Raw genomic sequence first — 21,723 nt, 5'->3', positions numbered from 1 at the left:
CCTCGCCCGCGCTATGCGTCGAAACCGGCCAGGTATTCGGCCCAGTGCGACGCGGGCTCCTGTGCAAGCGAGTTCTTCACGAGCAGGATCTCGTCCGCATACTCGCTCGGCGTCAGGCCGCCGCGCATCAACTGGAACCGGCAGTACAGCAGGTAGGTATTGACGACGTCGGTTTCGCAATAGTTGCGGATTTCCTCGATCCGCCCGGCCTGGAACGCCGGCCACACCTGGCTGCCGTCCATGCCGAGCTTGCCCGGAAAGCCGCACATCTTCGCGAGCGCGTCGAGCGGCGCATTCGCGCGCGCCTGATACATCGCGAGCACATCCATCAGGTCGGTGTGCCGCGAGTGGTAGCGCGAGATGTAGTTGTTCCACTTGAAATCGCGATCGTCCTCGCCGAGATCCCAGTAGCGGCTCGCGGGGATGCCGTGTACGAGCGCGCGGTAATGGAGCACCGGCAGATCGAAACCGCCGCCGTTCCACGACACGAGCTGCGGCGTGTATTTCTCGATCACGCGGTAGAACGACTGGATCAGCGTCGCTTCGTTGTCCTGCGGCGTGCCGAGCGAGCGCACACGAAAACCGTTGTTGTCGCGGAACACGCATGAAATCGCCGCGATGCGCTGCAGGTGGTGCGGCAGGAAATCGCCGCCGGTCTTCTCGCGGCGGGCCGCGAATGCATGCTCGGCCACCGCGGCATCGTCGAGTGTCGCGGGCAGGTCTTCCAGACGGCGAATGCCGTCGACATCGGGAATCGTCTCGATGTCAAAAACAAGAATCGGAGTCATCAGTTACAGAACGGCGTCCTTGCGCACGCCGTTGGAGGCGAAAAACCGCTTGAGGCGCACCAGCGCTTCCTGCTGGATCTGGCGCACGCGCTCACGCGTGAGCCCCATTTCGTCGGCCAGCTCCTCGAGCGTTGCCGGTTCGATGTGGTTCAGGCCGAAGCGGCGCTCGATCACATGCCGATGCTTGTCGGACAGCCGCGACAGCCACGCGCGCGTCAGCGTCTCGAGCTCGCGGTGCTGAACCTCCGCGTCGGGCGACTGGCTCTGGTCGTCGGGCAGCAGGTCGAGCAGGCTGCTCGCGGGATCGAGGTCGAGCGGCGCGTCGAGCGACGCCGTGTGCTCGTTGAGCGCAAGGATGTCGGTGACTTCCTCGGCGGTCTTGCCGGTGAGATAGGCGATGTCGTCGATGCTGGCTTCGCGGCGCTCAGCCGCTTCACCCGTCGACATCGAGTTCTTTTCGAGGTGGCGCTTCGCGCGCAGCACCTGGTTCAGTTCGCGGATCACGTGCACCGGCAGGCGCACCGTGCGGGCCTGGTTCATGATCGCGCGCTCGATGCTCTGCCGGATCCACCACGTCGCGTAGGTCGAGAAACGGAAGCCGCGCGTCGGGTCGAACTTCTCGATGGCATGCATCAGGCCGAGGTTGCCTTCCTCGATCAGGTCGAGCAGCGGCACGCCACGGTTCAGATACCCCTTCGCGATGCTGACGACGAGACGCAGGTTGCGCTCGATCATCACCTGCCGCGCCTCGAATTCGCCGGCCTTGGCCAGACGCGAATAGCGCTGCTCCTCCTCGACGGTGAGCAACGGCTTCACGCTGATGCGGTTCAGGTAATGCTGGATCGTGTCGGCCGTGAGCTCGGCCTGCAGCATCGTGCGGAAATCGTCGACATCGGGCGCCGCCTCGGCACGGCCTTCGCGCTCGTCGTCGCCACCGTCCGCGTCGGCGTCGCGTGCCTCGAGGTCACGCTCGTTGTCCGCGACGTCGTCTTCGTCGTCCGTCGAAGCACCAGCTCGCCCCACCGATGCTTGCGTGGCTCGACTGATTTTCTCAGACTCGGCTTGCGGCTCGTGGCGCTTCGATTTCGGCATGGTCGTCTCGGTTATTGAGGCGGCAAATACTTCAGCGGATCGACAGGTTTACCCTGCCGGCGAACCTCGAAATGCAGCATCACGCGGTCGGAATCGCTGTTCCCCATCTCGGCGATCTTCTGCCCCTTCGTTACCGCGTCCCCCTCTTTTACCATCAAAGCGCGATTGTGTGCATACGCCGTGAGGTAAGTTGCATCGTGCTTGATGATAATGAGGTTGCCGTAGCCACGCAGGCCATTGCCCGAGTAGACGACGCGACCGTCGGCCGCCGCCTTCACGGTCTCGCCGGCCGACCCGCCGATATTGACGCCCTTGTTCTTCGCGTCGTCGAAACCGTTCAGCACGGGACCGCGCGCGGGCCATGCGAACGTCACGGGGCCGCTCGGCGCGGCAGCCGTATCGCTCGATGCGGCTGCTGCGGCCGGCGGCGTCGCGACCGACGACGACGTGCCGGCGGCCGGCGTTGCCGGGCCGCTGCTGAGCGGCGCGGTCGCAACGGCGGCGCCCGCGATCGGTGCGGCGACCTGCGTGCCCGCAACGGCGGCACCGGCCTGCGGCGAAACGCGCAGCAGCTGGTCGACTTCAATCTGATTCGGGTTCGCCAGGTTGTTCCACGCGGCGATGTCGCGATAGTTCTGCCCGTTTTCGAGTGCGATCCGGTACAGCGTGTCGCCCGGCTTCACCCGGTAGTAACCCGGCGGAGCCGGCGGAAGCGGCGCCGCGGGCTGCGCGGTGCCGGTCGTGCCGAGCGAACCGGAGCGATCGACGACGGGCGCGTTGTCGAGCCGCGTCGCACAGGCGGCCAGAAGCGTGGAGAACGCAGCTACGCAGATCGCCCGCTGGGCGAGCGTGAGCGGTTCCCTGGAACGGTTGTTTTGCATCGCGCGCAACATACTCATCGGTTTCAAATTACTCCGGATTTTAAAGGGACAAAGAAAACGCGATCAAGCCGTGACTCTCGCCATTGCGCATGCGCGACGCGCTCGACGAGCGTGAGCACCTGGTGCTGCCCGCTCTGCGCGCCGACCGGCGCGACGAGCCGCCCGCCGATCGCGAGCTGCTCGAGCAGCGCCTGCGGCACGTCGAGCCCCGCCGCCGCGATCACGATCGCGTCGAACGGGGCCGCGGACGGCAGGCCGACACGCCCGTCGCCGTAGTGCAGACGGATGTTCGGCACGCGCAGCGGCCGCAGGTTCAGCTTCGCGCGCTCGTAGAGCGGCTTGATGCGTTCAATCGAATACACGTCGCGTGCCACGTGGCTCAGCACGGCGGCCTGATAGCCGCAGCCCGTGCCGATCTCGAGGACGCGCTCGAGCGTGCGGCCGGCCATCGCAAGCTCGATCATGCGCGCGACGACCGACGGCTTTGAAATGGTCTGCTGGTGGCCGATCGGCAACGCCGAATCCTCGTAGGCCTGCGTTGCGAGCCCCGGATCCACGAACATGTGTCGCGGCACCGCGGCCATCGCTTCCAGCACACGCGCGTCGGTCACACCGTTCGCGCGCAGCCGTTCGACCATCCGTTCGCGCACACGTTCCGACGTGAGCGCGAACGCGCCGGCCGGCGCGACGCTCGGTGCGGCCGGCTTCGGCATCGCGGGCTTCAGTGCGGTCGGCTTCGGCGCGGTCGCCGGCTTCGCGGCGGCGGAGCCGGGCAACGCCGATCGCGTCGCAGCAGGCTTCACCGCAACCGGTTTCAGCACGGCCGCAGGCTTGTCGGCGGCCTTCGATACCGCAACCGCCGCATGGCGTTCGCCGGCCCGACCGTCCGACTTGCGTGGCGCTCGCTTGAGATCTTCGAGCGCGAGCGGGAACCGCTTCGCGCGCTCGCCGCTCATGAAGCCCGCCCTCCGGCGCGCGCCCATTCGCGCGTCGCGGGCAGCATCTGCGTGTGCGTGAGGTCCAGCTGCAGCGGCGTGATCGACACGAAACCGTTTGCCACTGCGTGAAAATCGGTGCCGTCGCTGGCGTCCAGCGCTTCGCCCGCCGCGCCGATCCAGTAGATCGGTTCGCCGCGCGGGTCGGTCTGGCGGATCACCGGCTGCGACGGATGACGCTTGCCGAGGCGCGTGACCTTCCAGCCTTTCAGTTCGTCGTACGGCAGGTTCGGAATATTGACGTTGAGCAGCGGCTGGCCCGGCAGCGGATGCGCGAGAGAGTGCTCGACGATTTCCGCGGCGACGCGCGCGGCGTCCGCCAGATGGGCCCAGCCCTTGTCGACCAGCGAGAATGCGATGGCCGGCACGCCGAACATGATGCCTTCGGTGGCGGCCGCAACTGTCCCCGAATAGAGCGTGTCTTCGCCCATGTTCTGGCCGTTGTTGATCCCGGAAACGACGAGGTCCGGCCTGGCGTCGGCCATCCCCGTCAACGCGACGTGTACCGAATCGGTCGGCGTGCCGTTCACGTAGAAGAAACCCGTACTCGCCGCGCGCTGCACCGACAGCGGCCGCGACAACGTGAGGGAATTCGACGCGCCGCTGCAGTTCTGCTCGGGCGCGATCACCGTGAGCTCGGCCAGCGGCTGCAGCGCGTCGCTGAGCGCGGCGAGACCGGGGGCGAGATAGCCGTCGTCGTTGCTGAGTAGGATTCGCATCCGGCGATTGTAACCGAGGAAAGATGGCGCGAGAGCGACAGTCCGGCGACTGCGGATGGACGGCTGCGGGCACCCGGACACGCTGCGTCGCCGCGTTGCGGCGCGGCGTTCCCCGTGCTCAGGAAAACGCCGCGCCGCCCCGGGTTTTCCCCCGCTAACGGGTCGCCGTTGGGGAATGCCCAGTTCCGGGAGCCCGGCGCGAAGCGACAGGCCCGAGGATGCTCAAATCGCGCCCGCTTCGCGCAGTGCGGCAATCGCCGGCATGTCGTAGCCGAGGCCGCGCAGCACCTCGTCCGTATGCTCGCCGAGTTCGGGCCCGAGCCAGCGCGTTTCGCCCGGCGTGTCGGACAGCTTCGGCGTGATGTTCGGCAGCGGGATGTCGGTGCCGTCGGCCAGCTTGAAGCGCTGGATCATCTGCCGCGCGACGAACTGCGGATCGGTAAACATGTCGGCGGCGCTGTAGATGCGCCCGGCCGGCACGTCGGCCGCATTGAGCACGACGAGTGCTTCTTCGATCGTGCGCGGCGCAAGCCACGCGGCAATCGCGTCGTCGATTTCCTGTGTGCGCGGCACGCGCCCGTCGTTTTGCGCGAGCGCGGGATCGTCGGCGAGGTCGTCGCGCTCGATCGCCTTCATCAACCGCTTGAAGATCGGGTCGCTGTTGCCGCCGATCACGATGCTGCCGTCGCGGCACGCATACGTATTCGACGGCACGATGCCCGGCAGCGACGCGCCGGTGCGCTCGCGCACCATCCCGTACACGCCGTATTCGGGCACCACGCTTTCCATCATGTTGAAGACGGCTTCATACAGTGCAACGTCGACCACCTGCCCCGCACCGCCGTTGACCTTGCGGTGATGCAGCGCCATCAGTGCGCCGATCACGCCGTGCAGCGCGGCGATCGAATCGCCGATCGAGATGCCGATGCGCGGCGGCGGCAGCTCGGGATAGCCGGTGATGTGACGCAGCCCACCCATCGATTCGGCAATCGCGCCGAAGCCGGGCCGGTCGCGGTACGGGCCGGTCTGCCCGTAACCGGACAGGCGCACCATCACGAGGCCCGGGTTCTCGGCCGACAGCACGTCGTAGCCGAGCCCGAGCTTTTCGAGCAGGCCCGGGCGGAAATTCTCGATCACGATGTCGGCTTCGCGCGCGAGTTGCCGCGCGATCGCCTTGCCGGCGTCGGCCTTCAGGTTGAGCGTGACCGATTTCTTGTTGCGCGCCTGGACGGACCACCACAGCGACGTGCCGCCCTGCTCCGGATGGAGCTTGCGCCACTTGCGCAGCGGGTCGCCACCGTTCGGATCCTCGATCTTGATCACTTCCGCGCCGAATTCGGCGAACAGCCGCGACGCGAACGGCCCCGCGATCAGCGTTCCGAATTCGAGCACTTTGACGCCCGCGAGCGGGCCCTGGCTGGTGCTCATGTGTCTCCCTGGCATGAGGAACGGCGCCGCCGCCGGCGGCGCCCGGCTTACATCGTGCGGCGGTCGAGCATCGCGCGGGCGATGGTGCCCGCGTCGACGTACTCGAGTTCGCCGCCCACCGGCACGCCGCGCGCGAGGCGCGTGACCGCGAGCCCGCGCGCCTTCAGCGTCTGGCCGAGGTAGTGCGCGGTGGCTTCGCCTTCGTTCGTGAAGTTGGTCGCGAGCACGACTTCCTTGACAACACCATCGGACGCGCGCCGCACGAGGCGGTCGAAATGGATTTCCTTCGGGCCGATCCCGTCGAGCGGGCTCAGCCTGCCCATCAGCACGAAATACAGCCCGCGGTAAGTCATCGTCTGCTCGAGCATGATCTGGTCGGCAGGCGTCTCGACGACGCACAGCAGCGTCGGATCACGCTCTTCGTCGCTGCAGACCTCACAGATCTGCGCTTCGGTGAACGTGTTGCACTTCTCGCAGTGCTGCAGGTGCTCGGTCGCGAACAACAGCGACCGGCCGAGCCGCTCCGCGCCCTCCCGATCGTGCTGCATCAGGTGGACCGCCATGCGCTGGGCGGATTTCGGCCCGACGCCGGGCAGCACGCGCAACGCTTCGACGAGCGCGGACAGGGCGGACGGCTGTTTCATACGGCAGCAAAAAATGACACGGACGCTACGCTCAGAACGGCAGCTTGAAGCCCGGGGGCAACGGCAGGCCCGACGTCATGCCGCTCATCTTTTCCTGCGACGTCGCTTCGGCCTTGCGCACGGCGTCGTTGAACGCGGCCGCGACGAGATCCTCGAGCATGTCCTTGTCGTCCGCGAGCAGGCTCGGGTCGATCGACACGCGACGCACTTCGTTGCGGCACGTCATCGTCACCTTGACGAGACCGGCGCCCGACTGCCCTTCGACTTCGATCAGCGCAAGCTGCTCCTGCATCTTCTTCATGTTTTCCTGCATTTGCTGCGCTTGCTTCATCAGTCCGGCGAGGTTGCCTTTCAACATGGGAATACTCCTTCTTGATCGTGTGAAAACCGGCACGCGGCGCGTGCCGGCCAATGTGTGGGCGTGATTGTGCCTGTCGCGGGGCGCTCAGTTCAATGCAGCGTCGGCGGCGGCCCGTCCGGCGCCGCGTCGGCGAGCGGGCGCACCGAACCCTCGACGATACGCGCACCGAAATCGCGCACGAGCTGCTGCACGAACGGATCGCCGTGAATCTCCTGCTCGGCCTCGCGCTGGCGCGCCGCGCGCGCGGCCGCATCGAGCGCCGCCGCCGTACGCCGTGCGGGCCCGACTTCGACGGCCACCTCGACCGGCTTGCCGAGCGCATCGGCCAGCGCGGCCTTCAGCTTCGCCACCTGCGCGGCGTCCGCATATTGCGGCACCGGCACGGAAAGTTTCAACGTCGTCGCGTCGACGGCCGTCAGTTCGCTGTTGAACGCGAGCTGGTACGCGACGCCCTTGAGCGGCAGCCGCGCGGCCAGTGCCGGCCATTCGCCGTCGAAACCGACCGGATCGAGTGCGATCGCGGGCGGCAACGGACGCGTGTCGACCGGTGCGGACGGACGGGTTTCCGCCGGCCGAGGCGTGACGCGCACGTCGTCGGGGCCGCTGTCGAACACCGGCACGAAGCCATCGTCGGACGGGCCACCGAACATTTCGTCGGCGCTGAGGGGCACGTAGTCGTCGGGCGGGATGTCCTCCCACGGCGGCGACGCCTGGCGCGAATCGGCCGCCTGCGGCGCACGGGCCGCAGCGCGCGGCGTCGGCACCTGGACGGCGGCGGGACGCGGCGCAGCCGGCTTCTCGGCGGCCGGCTGGGCTGCCGGTTTCACGGCGGCGGCGCCTGCACGCCCGCGGTCGGACGACACGCGCATCCCCGCATTGCGCAACACGTCGAGCGCGGCGGCGGCGCCTCCGGAACGCGCCGCCGGACGCGCGACGGGCTCGGGCGGCGCAGCACGCGGCATCGGTTCGGCCGGCGCAGCCGGCTCGTCACTTCGCTGCGCAACGGCAGCAGGCGGCTCGGGTTCCTTGCGAACAGGCGTCGGGGGATCGCCGGCCGGCTCCGCTTGCGGTGCTGCGGCCGTCTGCGGCTGCGGCGTTTCGATGACTGGCGCGTCAACCGGGGCCGGCGCGGCTGCTTCGACGGCAGCCGGTTTCACGGCCGGCCGATCTGTTTCGTCGCCGGACTGCACCGGCGCCGCACGCACAACCGGTGCCGCGGGCGCTGCCGGGGCAATAGCCTGCGACCGCACTGCTTCGGCAGGTGCAGCCGATACCGGCTTCGCCGCAGCGGCCGATGCCGCCGCCACGCGCGGGCCCGGCACCGCACGCGGCGCGGACGGCTGGCCGACCGGCGCACTGCCGGCGGCAACCGCCGGCTCGAACGCAAGCATCCGCAGCAGCGTCATCGTGAAACCGGCGTACTCGTCCGGCGCCAGGCCGAGCTCGGCGCGACCGACCGTCGCGATCTGATAAAACAACTGGACCTGCTCGGGGCTCAGCATCTCGGCGAAGCGGCGCAGGTCGCCCGCTTCGGGCCATTCATCGAGCACCGAGCCCGGCGCGAACTGCGCCCACGCGATGCGATGCAGCAGGCTCGCGAGATCCTGCAGCGCGGTCGAGAACGACAGGCTGCGCAGCGACATCTCGTCGGCAATCGCGAGGATTTCCGGGCCGCCGCCCGCGGCGAGCGCGTCGAGCAGGCGCACCATGTAAGTCTGGTCGAGTGCGCCGAGCATGCCGGACACGGCCGACTCGGTCACCTCGTTGGCCGAATAGGCGATCGCCTGGTCGGTGAGGGACAGTGCGTCGCGCATGCTGCCCTGCGCGGCGCGCGCGAGCAGGCGCAGCGCCTGCGGCTCGAACGTGATCTGCTCTTCGCCGAGGATCCGTTCGAGATGCGACACGATGTGCCCGGCCGGCATCTGCTTCAGGTTGAACTGCAGGCAGCGCGACAGCACGGTGACGGGGATTTTCTGCGGATCGGTGGTCGCGAGGATGAACTTGACGTGCGGCGGCGGCTCTTCGAGCGTCTTCAGCATCGCGTTGAACGCGTGATTCGTCAGCATGTGCACTTCGTCGATCATGTAGACCTTGAAGCGCGCATCGACGGGCGCGTACACCGCGCGCTCGAGCAGCGCGGCCATTTCGTCGACGCCGCGGTTGCTTGCGGCATCCATCTCGACGTAATCGACGAAACGCCCTTCGTCGATCTCGCGACAGGCGCGACACACGCCGCACGGCTGCGACGTGACGCCGGTTTCACAATTGAGTGCCTTGGCGAAGATCCGCGACAGCGTCGTCTTGCCGACACCGCGGGTTCCGGTAAACAGATAGGCGTGATGGAGACGCCCGCCGTCGAGCGCGTGCGTGAGCGCCCTGACGACGTGCTCCTGGCCGACGAGCGAAGCGAAATCCTTCGGACGCCACTTGCGTGCGAGAACTTGATAGGTCATCGGGAAATTGTATCAGTAACGCTGCGTCGCGCCGACACGCGAAACGGTGCGGAAGACAGGCAAACGCGCAGGTAAAACGGAGTGGGATGCAGAAATAAAAAACGCCCGGCGAACGGGGCGAGATGGAAGGTGACGAGCCCAACCCTCGGCACTGGCGGAAAACGATTGTGGCTGCTTCGTTCCCGACCTGACCAGGTTCACCGCCCCACCATGCGAGGAGGCCCGTCACGGCATATTCTATCACCGCTTCCGGATGAATGCGACCGTTTGTTCGCACCAATGCGAATATGACCCGACAAACCGACGCGCACCGGGCCACGAAGCTCACCCGACGCCGATGGCCTGCACGTCCCCCCTTGTAATTTGCGAGCCGGCCTCCACCTGCTGGACACAACGGTCGAACGTCGCGTCGTACCCCTACTCGCGTAGCGGCTACTATCGCCGCCCGCAGCAGATAGCAATTTAGGCTAATATGACGCCCGAACGACCCGCGAGCCGCGGCATGCAGCGCTTACACGCCTCCTTTCCGGAGAGTGGAGTGACCTGCCGCAGCGGCCGGCCGCCCACGGCAGCCGGTACGCCGCAACGCGCAAGCAGGCAGTCCCCGAACCGTAAGAGGTATTGACCCAATGAGCGAACAGATCAAACACATCAGCGACGCATCGTTCGAACAGGACGTCGTCAAATCCGACAAGCCCGTGCTCGTCGATTTCTGGGCCGAATGGTGCGGCCCGTGCAAAATGATCGCCCCGATCCTCGACGAAGTCGCGAAGGACTACGGCGACAAGCTGCAGATCGCGAAGATCAACGTCGACGACAACCAGGCAACGCCCGCGAAATTCGGCGTGCGCGGCATCCCGACGCTGATCCTGTTCAAGAACGGCGCGGCCGCCGCGCAGAAGGTCGGCGCGCTGTCGAAGTCGCAGCTCACCGCATTCCTGGACAGCCACCTGTAATACAGGCAGTTCCGCGGACGTGTTGTCAGCCGGCAACACGTCCGTCGACAAGCCGCCGATCGCTCGCTCAAGCGCGAATCGGCCTATGCTAGAATTAAAAAACGTCTACAAGACGCATTTAAGTCTCTGAGCGCTTCCGCTCGCCCTCCTCCCTTTATTTCTTTCGTCGTCTCCTCCCTGGCGGGTTCTCCGTATGCATTTATCCGAGCTCAAGTCTCTGCACGTCTCCGAACTGATCGAAATGGCCAATGGCCTGGAGATCGAAAACGCGAACCGCCTGCGCAAGCAGGAGTTGATGTTTGCCATTCTTAAAAAGCGCGCCAAGACGGGAGAGACGATCTTCGGCGACGGTACGCTCGAAGTGCTGCCGGACGGCTTCGGCTTCCTGCGCTCGCCGGAAATGTCGTACCTCGCGAGCACCGACGACATCTACATCAGCCCGTCGCAGATCCGCCGCTTCAACCTGCACACCGGCGACACCATCGAAGGTGAAGTCCGCACGCCGAAGGACGGCGAGCGCTACTTCGCGCTGGTGAAGGTCGACAAAGTCAACGGGCAGCCGCCCGAGGCCTCGAAACACAAGATCATGTTCGAGAACCTCACGCCGCTGCACCCGAACAAGCCGCTGTCGCTCGAACGCGAAATGCGCGGCGAGGAAAACGTCACGGGCCGCATCATCGACATGATCGCGCCGATCGGCAAGGGCCAGCGCGGCCTGCTCGTCGCGTCGCCGAAGTCGGGCAAGACCGTGATGCTCCAGCACATCGCACACGCGATCAAGCAGAACCACCCGGACGTGATCCTGTTCGTGCTGCTGATCGACGAGCGCCCTGAAGAAGTGACCGAAATGCAGCGCTCGGTCGCCGGCGAAGTGATCGCATCGACGTTCGACGAACCGGCCACGCGCCACGTCCAGGTCGCCGAAATGGTGATCGAGAAGGCCAAGCGCCTCGTCGAAATGAAGCACGACGTCGTGATTCTGCTCGACTCGATCACGCGTCTCGCACGCGCGTACAACACCGTGATCCCGGCATCGGGCAAGGTGCTGACGGGTGGTGTCGACGCGAACGCACTGCAGCGTCCGAAGCGCTTCTTCGGCGCGGCGCGCAACATCGAGGAAGGCGGTTCGCTGACGATCATCGGCACCGCACTGATCGAAACCGGCAGCCGCATGGACGACGTGATCTACGAAGAGTTCAAGGGCACCGGCAACATGGAAGTGCACCTCGAGCGCCGTCTCGCGGAAAAGCGCGTGTATCCGTCGATCAACCTGAACAAGTCGGGCACGCGTCGCGAAGAAATGCTGATCAAGCCCGAGATCCTTCAGAAGATCTGGGTGCTGCGCAAGTTCATCCACGACATGGACGAAGTCGAAGCGATGGAATTCCTGCTCGACAAGATCCGCCAGACGAAGAGCAACTCCGAGTTCTTCGACCTGATGCGCCGCGGCGGCTGATTACCGTCACCCCGCACTCCAAAAACGGCCGCCCGCGCATCCTGCCCGGCGGCCGTTTTTCGGTGCCAACCTGAACGTGAACGTACAGGTTGATCTATAATCGCGTCATCGTCCGAACTCCCTCGTCCTCCCGATGCCGAATGACACCTCCACCCCGCTGCTGACCGTGAGCGATGCGGCGTCACGGCTCGGCGTCACGCCGCGCACGCTGAAGTATTACGAAGAGCGCGGGCTCGTCACGCCGTCGCGCAGCGAAGGCCGCTACCGCCTCTACGACGAGGCCGACCTCGAGCGCTTCGCCCGCATCCTGCGGCTGCGCGCGCTCGGTTTCTCGCTGCATGGCATCACCGAGATGCTGAAGCGCCCGCTGGAAGAAACGGGCGACGGCCGGCGCCGCTATTCGGACGCGTCGCTGCGCGACATCCGGACCGGCCTGGCCGACCAGGTCGACACACTCGACCGGCGGATCGCGGCCGTCCAGCGCGAACTGAAGGAAGCCGTCGCGCTGCGCAAGGAACTGCAGCACGACATCGACTACGTCGAACGGCGTCTTGCCGGCGAAAACGCCGATGCGCTGATCGCGCAGCGGCAGGCCGAAGCCGGCACGCGGCGCACGCGCAAGGCGCGCGAGTGAGCGCGATGCCCGGTCGCTCGCCACTGTGGAGCCGCGCGAACCTGCGCGCGGACCTGTTCCCGTGGGCGCTCGCGCTCGTTACCGGCATCGACTACTTCGACAACGCGATCTTCTCGTTCTTCGCGAGCTACATCGCGGGTGGCATCAACGCATCGCCCGATGAACTCGTGTGGTCGTCGAGCGCCTACGCGGTCACCGCCGTGCTCGGCATCCTGCAGCAGCAATGGTGGGTCGACCGGCTCGGCCATCGCCGCTACGTCGCCGGCTGCATGCTGATGTTCTCGTTCGGCGCGATCGCGGCCGCGCTCGCCGACACGTCGCTCGAGCTCGCGTTCGCGCGCGGCTTTCAGGGCTATTTCATCGGCCCGATGATGGGCGCTTGCCGGATCCTGATCCAGATCAGTTTCAAGCCGCAGGAACGGCCGCCCGCGACACGCGCGTTCCTGATCATGATCCTGCTCGGCAGCGCGCTCGCGCCAATCGTGGGCGGCCTGCTCGTCGCACATTCAACGTGGCGCGCGCTGTTTGCGTGCTCGGCGCCAGCCGGCATCGCGTTCGCGATCCTCGCGCTGCTCACGCTGCCCGATTCGGGCCGGACACCCGACGACGAACGCGGCTCCGGACACTTCTGGCCGTATGTCGTGTTCGCGCTCGCGCAAGGCGCGCTGCAGATCGTGCTGCAGCAGGTGCATTACCAGCTCTATAGCGGCTCGCCGATGCTGATCCTGCTGACGATCGCAGGGATCGGCGCGCTTGCGTGGTTCGCGTATCACCAGTGGCATCATCCGACGCCGCTCGTGCGCCTGCACGCGTTCCGCGAACGGACGTTCCAGGTCGGGCTGCTGCTCTACATGTTCTATTACTACGAGTCGACGGGCTTCAGTTACCTGACGTCGCGTTTTCTCGAAAGCGGGCTCGGCTATCCGGTCGAGAACGCCGGGCGGCTGGTGGGCACGATGTCGCTGATTTCAGCCACTGCGCTGTTCGCGTACCTGCGTTACGCGAAATTCGTCACGCACAAGAAGTGGTTCGTCGTGCCGGGGTTCGCGATCGCCATCACGGCCGCGCTGTGGATGACGCGGATGACGCCGCAGGTCGGCGAAGCCGCGCTGATCGTCCCGCTGTTGCTGCGCGGATTGCTGCTGCTCTTCATCGTGCTGCCGGTGGCCAACCTGACATTCCGGATCTTCGCGATCGACGAATATACGCACGGCTACCGGTTGAAGAACATCGTGCGGCAACTGACGATCTCGTTCGCGACGTCGTCGGTCATCATCGTCGAACAGCACCGCGTGGCCGTGCACCAGACGCGGCTCGTCGAGCGTGCAAACGTGTTCGATCCGCTGTTCCAGCAGACCGTCGATGCGCTGACGCACAGCTATGCCGCCGCCGGCCATGCGCTGAACGAGGCGCACGGCCTCGCGATCGCGTCGATCGCGCGCATGGTCGCGCAACAGGCGTCGTTCCTCGCGTCGCTCGACGGCTTTTACTTCCTGGCGGGCGTGGCGCTCGTCGGCGGCCTTTTTGCGGCATGGCAAAAAGAGATCGATTGAGTTAAAAGACAGGCTTTGGATTTCCGCGAGCCGCCTTCATGCTCTCGAAACTGACCCGCTGGTTCGACGACCGCCGCCGCGACCGCGCGCTGCGCAGCCACCCGATCTCCGACGCGCTGTGGCAGGAAACCGTCGAGCGCCTGCCGTTCCTTGCGGCACTGCCGCCCGACGCGCTCGGCCGGCTGCGCGAACTGACGAGCCTGTTCGTCGCGAAGAAATCGTTCTCGACCGCGCACGGGCTCGAGTTGACCGACGCGATGATCGTCTCGATCGCCGCGCAGGCCTGCCTGCCCGTGCTGAATCTCGATCTGTCGCTGTATGACGGCTGGGTCGGCGTCGTCGTGTATCCGGGCGAATTCGTGATACGCAAGACGGTGCAGGACGAGGACGGGGTCGTGCACGAAGTCGAGCAGGACGCAAGCGGCGAGGCCTGGGAAGGCGGCCCCGTGATCCTGTCCTGGGAAGACGCGCAGATGACGGACGGCCACGACGCGTACAACGTCGTGATCCACGAGTTCGCGCACAAGATCGACATGGTCAACGGCGCGGCCGATGGCTATCCGCCCCTATTTCGCCGCTGGCACGCGCCCCACCTCGATGCGCAGGCCTGGGCCGACGTGTTCGAGCACGCGTACGACCAGTTCTGCGCGCGCGTCGACGCGGTGCCGGACCGTGCGTGGGCACGCTTCGAGCGGGACTCGCTGATCGATCCCTATGCCGCCGACCACCCGTCGGAATTCTTCGCGGTATGCAGTGAAGCGCTGTTCGTCCGGCCGAAGGCGTTCGAGTCCGAATTTCCGGAGTTGTACCGGCTGCTCGCGCGCTACTACCGGCAGGATCCGGCCGGCACCGGCGCGCTCGACGCACCGTGAAAATTATTCGTCAACCATCTGATTTTCTGGCATAATCGCCGTTTTTCGACCTTAGGCAAGTGGCTCGCGCCGGGCTTGGCGTCGTCTGGTTTGCGCAATGTGCGCGTTCCGGCACGGCAAGCGGCGGGTTGGCTACCGCTCTCACCAAGGAAAGACCATGAAAGAAGGCATCCACCCGAACTACCGCGAAGTCGTCTTCCAAGACATGTCGAACGGCTTCAAGTTCATCACGCGCTCGACGATCCAGACGCGCGAAAACATCGAACTCGACGGCAAGACCTACCCGCTCGCCAAGATCGAAGTGTCGTCGGAATCGCACTCGTTCTACACGGGTCAGCAAAAGATCATGGACACGGCAGGCCGTGTCGAGAAGTTCAAGAACAAGTTCGGCGTTCGCGCCAGCGGCAAGGCGAAGTAAGCTTCGCACTGCATCCGGTGGTTGCATTGCACCGGTACCGCACAAAAGGGCAGCCCAGGCTGCCCTTTTTTGTCTCTGCTCGCCCGGCAGGCGCCAGCCGGCGCCCGGGCATCGACCTGACGCGCAACAGCGGGCGCGTCTACAATGCCGGATGCTCGAAACCGGCTCGACCGCGCGCATCCGCGCCGGCCACCCGCCCATAACAAATCGCTCATCTGCATGAAGCCTGTCGTCCGTCTCACCGCCTCCGCCACGCGCGCGCTGCCGCGCTGGCTGCTGCTCACGCTCTGCTTCGTCTACGCCGCGTTCGGCCTGTTCGGCCGCGACCCGTGGAAGAACGAGGACGCGGCAGGCTTTGGCGTGATGTGGACGATGGCCAAGGGCGGCTGGCACGACTGGCTGCTGCCGAACCTGGTCGGCAAGTTCATCACGACCGACGGGCCGCTCGGCTACTGGCTCGGCGCGCTGTCGATCCGCGGCCTCGGCCCGTGGGTCGACGCAAGCAACGCGTCGCGCGTCGATACCGGCGTGCTGTTCTGCGTCGCGTGTGCATTCGTCTGGTACGCGGCCTACCTGCTCGGCCGGCGTGCCGAGGTCCAGCCGTTCAAGTACGCATTCGGCGGCGAGCCCGAGCCGCGCGACTACGGCCGCACGCTCGCCGACGGCGCGCTGCTGGTGCTCGTCGCCTGCTTCGGTCTCGCGGAGCGCGGGCACGAAACGACGCCGCAGCTCGCGCAGTTCGCGTGGATCGCGATGCTCGTCTACGGGATCGTGCGCGGCATCGACAAGCCGATGCAGGGCGCGCTGTGGTGGGGCCTCGCGATGGGCCTCGTCGCGCTATCCGGCAATCCGGTGCTGGTCGTCGCGCTGCTCGCCGGCACGGCCGTGCTGTGGCTCGTCACGCCCGAGATGCGCAACCTGCGCCTGCCGCTGGTCGGCGTGCCGCTCGCGGCAGCGATCTTCGCGCTGTGGCCGCTGGCCGCATTCGTCGCGGCGCCCGACGATGCCGCATGGTTCTTCAACCAGTGGATCCACGGCAGCCTGATGCGCTTTTCCGGTCCGCCGACCGCGGTGCTCGGCTATGCGGCGAAGAACCTGCCGCTGTTCACGTGGCCCGCGTGGCCGCTCGCCATCTGGGCATGGTGGAGCTGGGCCGGCATGCGCCGCCGTGCGCACGTCGCGATTCCGCTGTCGGTCGCCGTACCGCTCGTCGCGCTCGTGATCCTGCAGAGCCAGCAGTCGAACCGCATGTACATGCTGCTGCTGCCGCCGCTCGCGGTGCTCGCGACGTTCGCGCTGCCGACCCTCAAGCGCGGCGCGATCAACGCGATCGACTGGTTCGCGGTGCTGAGCTTCACCATTCTCGGCACCTTCGTGTGGCTCGTGTGGCTCGCATCGATCACCGGCTTCCCGCATCCGCTCGCGCGCAACCTCGCCCGCCTCGTGCCCGGCTACGAGCCGCACTTCAAGATCCTGTCGTTCATCTGCGCGGTGATCGCCACCGTGTGCTGGTGCTTCCTGGTGCGCTGGCGCATCTCGCGGCAGCCGAAAGTGCTGTGGCGCAGCGTCGTGCTGTCGGGTGCGGGCACCACGCTGATGTGGGTGCTGCTGATGACGCTGTGGCTGCCGATCGTCAACTACGGCCGGACCTATCGCGACGTCGCGCAGCAGATCGCGGTGCATCTGCCGTCCGACTACGAGTGCATCTCGCCGGTACGGCTCGGTGACGCGCAGATCGCGACCTTCGCGTATTTCGGCAACATGCGCTTCGATTTCTCCGGCGACTGCGACGTGATCCTGCGCCAGGACCGCTCGGACTTCGGCGAGCCGAGCTCGATGTCGCAATACGTGTGGCGTCTCGTGTGGGAAGGCCGCCGCGCCGCCGACCGTGACGAGCGCTTCCGCCTGTACGAGCGCATCGAACGGCCGAAGACGCCCGTCAAGCGGCGTCCGCCGCGCCGCCAGCCGGCCGATTGACGATGTTTGGCGACATCCGCCGGATCGTCGGGCTCGCGTGGCCGGTGCTCGTCGGCCAGCTCGCGATCATCGCGTTCGGCGTGATCGACACCGCGATGGTCGGGCGCTACTCGGCCGTCGATCTCGCCGCGCTCGGGCTCGGTTCGTCGATCTACATTTCGATCTATATCGGCCTGACGGGCATCCTGTCCGCACTGCAGCCGATCACCGGGCAGCTGTACGGCGCGCGGCGCTATGCCGAGATCGGCGAGGAAGTGCGCCAGGCGCTGTGGCTCGCGCTGCTGCTCGCGGTGCCCGGCTTTCTCCTGCTGCATTTTCCCGAACCGCTGCTGCGCGTCGCGCACACGCCTGCCGCGCTGCACGACCGCACCGTCGACTATCTGCGCATCCTGTCGTACGGGCTGCCCGCCAGCCTCGTCTTCCGCATCTACAACGCGCTGACCAACGCGGCCGGCAAGCCGCGCCTCGCGATGATCCTGCAGATCGGCGCGCTGCTGCTCAAGTTCCCGCTCAACGTGTGGTTCATCTTCGGCGGGTTCGGCGTGCCGGCCCTCGGCGGCCCCGGCTGCGGGCTCGCGAGCACGCTGATCAACTGGGCACTCGCGCTGATCGGCTACACGCTGCTCGCGAAGCTCGACGTGTTCGCGCCGCTCGCGATCTTTTCGCGCTTCTGCTGGCCGGTCTGGGAGCGCCAGAAGGCGATCCTGAAACTCGGCGTGCCGATGGGCCTGTCGTACCTGATCGAGGTCACGTCGTACACGTGCATGGCGCTGTTCATCGCGCAGTTCGGCACGACGACGCTCGCCGGCCACCAGATCGCCGGCAACATCGGCGCGGTGCTGTACATGACGCCGCTGTCGATCGGCGTGGCGGCGTCGACGCTGGTCGCGCGCGCGCTCGGCGCCGGACGGCCCGAGGAAGCCCGGCTGCTCGGCCGGCACAGCGTGATCTTCGCGTGCGGCATCGCCGCGACCTACGGCCTGCTCGTGTTCGTGCTGCGCCCGCTGATCATCGGCGGCTATACGCCGAACCCGGCCGTCGCCGCGGCCGCGATGCCGCTCGTCGCGATCGTCGCGTGCTACCACGTCTTCGATGCGCTGCAGGTCACGTCGGCGTTCGTGCTGCGCGCCTACAAGGTCGCGGTCGTGCCGACCGTGATCTATGCGGTCGCGCTGTGGGGCGTCGGGCTCAGCGGCGGCTACGTGCTCGGTTTCGACGTGGGCGGCATCGCGCCCGCATGGCTGACCGGCGCGCGCGGCTTCTGGTTCGCGAACACGATCAGCCTGATGCTCGCGGGCGCCGGGCTCGTGCTGTACCTGCGCCGCGTCAGTCGTGCGCACGCCGCTGCTTCCACGTCCGCCTGACGCGCCGCCCGCTACGTCTCCTCCAGCACGTCGGCCGCGTGATACGACGACCGCACCAGCGGGCCGGCGACGACTTCCCTGAAACCGAGCAACAGCGCCTCGTCGCGCCACGCGGCAAATGCGTCGGGGCTCACGTAGCGCCGCACGGGCAGATGGTGCGCGGACGGCGCGAGATACTGGCCGAGCGTCAGCACGTCGACGTCATGCGCACGCAGGTCGCGCAGCGTGTCGCGCACTTCGTCGTCGCACTCGCCAAGGCCGAGCATCAACCCCGATTTCGTCACCAACTCCGGCCGTGCCTGCTTCGCCTGCGCGAGCAGTTCGAGCGAGCCGCGATAGTCGGCGCCCGGCCGCGCCGCGCGATACAGCGACGGCACCGTCTCGATGTTGTGGTTGAACACGTCGGGCCAGGCCGTCGACAGTGCATCGAGTGCGCGGGCCACGCGGCCGCGGAAGTCCGGTGTCAGCACTTCGACGCCGATGCCCGGCACGCTCGCGCGCACCGCCGCGATGCATGCGGCGAAATGCGCGGCGCCGCCGTCGCGCAGGTCGTCGCGATCGACCGACGTGATCACGACGTAGCGCAGCCCGAGCGCCGCGGCCGCATCGGCCAGCCGCGTGGGCTCGTCGGCATCGAGCGGTTCGGGACGGCCGTGCGCGACGTCGCAGAACGGGCAGCGCCGCGTGCACAGGCCGCCCATGATCATGAAAGTCGCCGTGCGCTGCGCGAAGCATTCGCCGATGTTCGGGCACATCGCCTCCTCGCAGACGGAATGCAGCCGATGATCGCGCAGCACGGCCGCCATGTCGGCGACCGCCGCGCTCATCATCGGCCGCGCGCGCAGCCACGGCGGCTTCGGCAACGCCGCACCGGCCGCGGGCTCGACGCGCACCGGAATGCGCGCGAGCTTGTCACGGCTTCTCGCGCCCGGCTGGCCGAGCGCGGTAAGGCTGGGTCGTTCGAGCGCGGCGGCCACCGTCAGTCTCCGAGAAACGCGACGATCAGGCGGTTCACGTCGGCGGCCGCCTCCATCTGCACCATGTGCCCGCTGCCGGCGATCACCTCGGCACGCACGCCGTCAGGCAAGCTCTGCGCGTGCTGCGCCGGGATCACCTGGTCGTGCTCGCCCCAGATCACGAGCGTGCGCGGCGCAAGCGTCGCGAGCCGGTCGCGGAACACGCGCCGCTGCGCGGCACCGTCGAACGCGGCATGCGCGATCTTCTCCAGCGCGGCCTGCACGCCTTCGAGGCGCTTGTACTTGACGAGATCCTCGACGAGCTGCCGCGTGACCAGCGCGTTGTCCGCGAACAGCGCGCCAAGGTGCGGCTTCAACGTATTGCGGCTGTTGCCGGCGACGAAGCCGTCGATGTAAGCGCGGTTGATGTCGGTGCCGAGCCCCGCGCTCGCGATCAGCGTCAGCGACGCGACCCGTTGCGGCGCGCGCTCGGCCGCCGCCATCGCGACCGCACCGCCCATCGAATGGCCGATCAGGTGGGCGTGGTCGATGCCCTTCGCATCGAGCAGCGCGAGCACCGCGTCGGCCAGTTCATCGAGGCTGCCCGTCTCGACCGCCTTGCCCGACTCGCCGTGACCGGGCAGGTCGAGCGCCCACACCGGCCGGTGCGCGGCGAGATCGGCGTGATTGAACAGCCAGTTGTTGAGATCGCCGCCGAAGCCGTGGATCAGCACGGCGGGTGTGCCGCTGCCTTCGCCGAGCTTCAGGAAGCGCACCGTCCGGCCGCCGATCTGCGCCTTCTCGGGCTGCGGGCCCGCGGCTTCGTCGGACGCCGCGCTCGGCACGAAATCGCGCTGGAATTCGGCGATCGCCGCGTCGATGTCGGCATCGCTCGCGTCGGCGGCCGCGACGACGCCGAGCAGCGCGCCGACCGGCAGCGTCTCGCCTTCCTGCGCGACCTGCCGGCGCAGCGTGCCGTCGAACGCGCATTCGACGCCCGACGAGATCTTGTCGGTCTCGACGTCGAGCACTTCATCGCCCTTCGTCACGCGTTCGCCGATCGCCTTCAGCCAGCCGTTGACCTGCCCCTGCTCCATCGACAGCCCCCACTTGGGCATCGTGATCATGTGAATCGACATCGTGTCAGCTCCTCGTCTTCAGGACCGCCTGCGCAATCGCATCAGCGGACGGGATATACAGGTCTTCCAGCACGCTCGCGAACGGCGTGGGCGTATGCGGCGCGGTCACCAGCTCGATCGGCGCCTTCAGCGCATGGAACGCACGCTGCGCGACGAGCGCGGCGATGTCGGTCGCGATCGAGCAGCGCGGGTTCGCTTCGTCGACGACCACCACGCGTCCGGTGCGCTCCGCGCTTTCGAGGATCGTTTCTTCGTCGAGCGGCGACGTCGTGCGCAGGTCGATCACGTCGACCTGGATCCCGTCCTTCGCGAGCTTCGCGGCCGCGTCCATCGCGAGATGCACCATCCGGCCGTACGTGACGATCGTCGCGTCGTCGCCGTCGCGCATCACGTTCGCTTCGCCGAACGGAATCGCATAGGACTCCTCCGGCACGTCGCCTTCGCGGGTATAAAGCAGCTTGTGTTCGAGGAAGATCACGGGATCGTTGTCGCGGATCGCCTGGATCAGCAGCCCCTTCGCGTCGTACGGCGTCGACGGGCACACGACCTTCAGCCCAGGAATGTGCGTGAACAGCGACGTCAGCATCTGCGAATGCTGCGCGGCCGCGCGAAGGCCTGCGCCGTACATCGCGCGGATCACGACCGGCGTCACGGCCTTGCCGCCGAACATGTAGCGGAACTTGGCGGCCTGGTTGAAGATCTGGTCGAAGCACACGCCCATGAAATCGATGAACATCAGCTCCGCGACGGGCCGCATCCCGCACGCGGCAGCACCGACCGCCGCGCCGATGTAGCCGCCCTCCGACAGCGGCGTATCGAGCACGCGGCCCGGAAACTTGTGGAACAGCCCCTTCGTCACGCCGAGCACGCCGCCCCACGCGTCGTCCTCGCCCGGCGCGCCCGCGCCGCCTGCATTGTCCTCGCCCATCACGATCACGCTGTCGTCGCGCGCCATTTCCTGCGCGAGCGCTTCGTTGATCGCCTGCGAATAAGTGATCTTCCTTGCCATGTCTGTCTCCTGGAATGTTCGGTTCGCC

General features: G+C 67.0%; 20 protein-coding genes and 1 other RNA gene. 8 read left to right on the top strand and 13 right to left on the bottom strand.

Translation table 11 applies throughout. From position 1 onward, the window contains the following. Positions 1-11: 11 nt before the first annotated feature. From QZM35_RS10590 to ffs, 10 genes are all read right to left on the bottom strand, one after another. Positions 12-788 (bottom strand): 3'-5' exonuclease, encoded by a 777-nt coding sequence (locus QZM35_RS10590; RefSeq protein ID WP_039360281.1) that lies wholly within the window; start codon positions 786-788, stop codon positions 12-14. Positions 789-791: 3 nt separating this feature from the next. Beyond that, on the bottom strand, positions 792-1,880 hold the full coding sequence (rpoS, locus tag QZM35_RS10585) for an RNA polymerase sigma factor RpoS (RefSeq protein WP_089425561.1): 1,089 nt from the start codon (positions 1,878-1,880) through the stop codon (positions 792-794). An 11-nt stretch (positions 1,881-1,891) separates the two neighbouring features. After that, positions 1,892-2,779: a peptidoglycan DD-metalloendopeptidase family protein gene (locus QZM35_RS10580; protein ID WP_069248110.1), complete on the bottom strand. Its 888-nt coding sequence runs from the start codon at positions 2,777-2,779 to the stop codon at positions 1,892-1,894. Positions 2,780-2,784: 5 nt separating this feature from the next. After that, a complete protein-coding gene (locus QZM35_RS10575) occupies positions 2,785-3,717 on the bottom strand; it encodes a protein-L-isoaspartate(D-aspartate) O-methyltransferase (protein WP_089425935.1) in 933 nt (310 codons plus the stop codon). Then, complete coding sequence (gene surE, locus QZM35_RS10570; protein ID WP_089425562.1) at positions 3,714-4,475, bottom strand: 5'/3'-nucleotidase SurE; 762 nt, start codon at positions 4,473-4,475, stop codon at positions 3,714-3,716. Before surE ends, QZM35_RS10575 begins: the two co-directional genes overlap by 4 nt. Positions 4,476-4,697: 222 nt before the next feature. Further along, positions 4,698-5,903, bottom strand: coding sequence for a CaiB/BaiF CoA-transferase family protein (locus tag QZM35_RS10565; RefSeq protein ID WP_301775881.1), 1,206 nt, complete (start codon positions 5,901-5,903; stop codon positions 4,698-4,700). A gap of 47 nt (positions 5,904-5,950) precedes the next feature. Further along, on the bottom strand, positions 5,951-6,547 hold the full coding sequence (gene recR / locus QZM35_RS10560; protein WP_006478665.1) for a recombination mediator RecR: 597 nt from the start codon (positions 6,545-6,547) through the stop codon (positions 5,951-5,953). A 31-nt stretch (positions 6,548-6,578) separates the two neighbouring features. Then, the gene (locus QZM35_RS10555; RefSeq protein WP_006482124.1) at positions 6,579-6,905 is read right to left on the bottom strand and encodes a YbaB/EbfC family nucleoid-associated protein; all 327 of its coding nucleotides are present in this window, start codon (positions 6,903-6,905) and stop codon (positions 6,579-6,581) included. Positions 6,906-6,997: 92 nt separating this feature from the next. After that, entirely contained in the window at positions 6,998-9,361 is a 2,364-nt protein-coding gene (locus QZM35_RS10550) for a DNA polymerase III subunit gamma/tau (protein WP_301775880.1), read from the bottom strand. Between the two features lie 128 nt (positions 9,362-9,489). Continuing rightward, an RNA gene (gene ffs / locus QZM35_RS10545) (signal recognition particle sRNA small type) lies at positions 9,490-9,588 on the bottom strand. 402 nt (positions 9,589-9,990) lie between these two features. On the opposite strand from ffs, the gene trxA reads away from it, so the two are divergent. The 8 genes from trxA (at position 9,991) to QZM35_RS10505 (ending at position 18,591) form a co-directional block, all read left to right on the top strand. Then, a complete protein-coding gene (gene trxA, locus QZM35_RS10540; RefSeq protein WP_006402348.1) occupies positions 9,991-10,317 on the top strand; it encodes a thioredoxin TrxA in 327 nt (108 codons plus the stop codon). Between the two features lie 193 nt (positions 10,318-10,510). After that, positions 10,511-11,773: a transcription termination factor Rho gene (gene rho / locus QZM35_RS10535; RefSeq protein ID WP_006478662.1), complete on the top strand. Its 1,263-nt coding sequence runs from the start codon at positions 10,511-10,513 to the stop codon at positions 11,771-11,773. A 133-nt stretch (positions 11,774-11,906) separates the two neighbouring features. Then, on the top strand, positions 11,907-12,407 hold the full coding sequence (locus QZM35_RS10530; RefSeq protein WP_089431164.1) for a MerR family transcriptional regulator: 501 nt from the start codon (positions 11,907-11,909) through the stop codon (positions 12,405-12,407). After that, a complete protein-coding gene (locus tag QZM35_RS10525; RefSeq protein ID WP_089425566.1) occupies positions 12,404-13,960 on the top strand; it encodes an MFS transporter in 1,557 nt (518 codons plus the stop codon). The genes QZM35_RS10530 and QZM35_RS10525 overlap by 4 nt, the downstream gene beginning before the upstream one ends. Before the next feature lie 38 nt (positions 13,961-13,998). Beyond that, a complete protein-coding gene (locus QZM35_RS10520; protein WP_089425567.1) occupies positions 13,999-14,832 on the top strand; it encodes a zinc-dependent peptidase in 834 nt (277 codons plus the stop codon). A 157-nt stretch (positions 14,833-14,989) separates the two neighbouring features. Continuing rightward, positions 14,990-15,250, top strand: a complete 261-nt coding sequence (locus QZM35_RS10515; protein WP_006753671.1) for a type B 50S ribosomal protein L31 — start codon at positions 14,990-14,992, stop codon at positions 15,248-15,250. Positions 15,251-15,394: 144 nt separating this feature from the next. Continuing rightward, the gene (locus QZM35_RS10510; RefSeq protein WP_089425568.1) at positions 15,395-17,227 is read left to right on the top strand and encodes a glycosyltransferase family 39 protein; all 1,833 of its coding nucleotides are present in this window, start codon (positions 15,395-15,397) and stop codon (positions 17,225-17,227) included. Between the two features lie 2 nt (positions 17,228-17,229). Then, a complete protein-coding gene (locus QZM35_RS10505) occupies positions 17,230-18,591 on the top strand; it encodes an MATE family efflux transporter (protein WP_301775879.1) in 1,362 nt (453 codons plus the stop codon). 11 nt (positions 18,592-18,602) lie between these two features. On the opposite strand, the gene lipA is transcribed toward QZM35_RS10505, so the two are convergent. From lipA to QZM35_RS10490, 3 genes are read right to left on the bottom strand one after another with little or no spacing between them, the layout of a single operon-like run. Beyond that, on the bottom strand, positions 18,603-19,568 hold the full coding sequence (gene lipA, locus QZM35_RS10500; RefSeq protein ID WP_174972739.1) for a lipoyl synthase: 966 nt from the start codon (positions 19,566-19,568) through the stop codon (positions 18,603-18,605). A gap of 2 nt (positions 19,569-19,570) precedes the next feature. Then, entirely contained in the window at positions 19,571-20,686 is a 1,116-nt protein-coding gene (locus QZM35_RS10495) for an acetoin dehydrogenase dihydrolipoyllysine-residue acetyltransferase subunit (RefSeq protein ID WP_301775878.1), read from the bottom strand. Between the two features lie 4 nt (positions 20,687-20,690). After that, positions 20,691-21,695 carry an alpha-ketoacid dehydrogenase subunit beta gene (locus QZM35_RS10490; protein WP_043188229.1) on the bottom strand — a complete coding sequence of 335 codons (1,005 nt, stop codon included), beginning with the start codon at positions 21,693-21,695 and terminating at the stop codon, positions 20,691-20,693. Between the last annotated feature and the right edge of the window lie 28 nt (positions 21,696-21,723).

Source organism: Burkholderia sp. AU45274, from assembly GCF_030482505.1.
Classification (GTDB): Bacteria; Pseudomonadota; Gammaproteobacteria; order Burkholderiales; family Burkholderiaceae; genus Burkholderia.
This window is presented reverse-complemented; position numbering and strand designations above follow the sequence as displayed.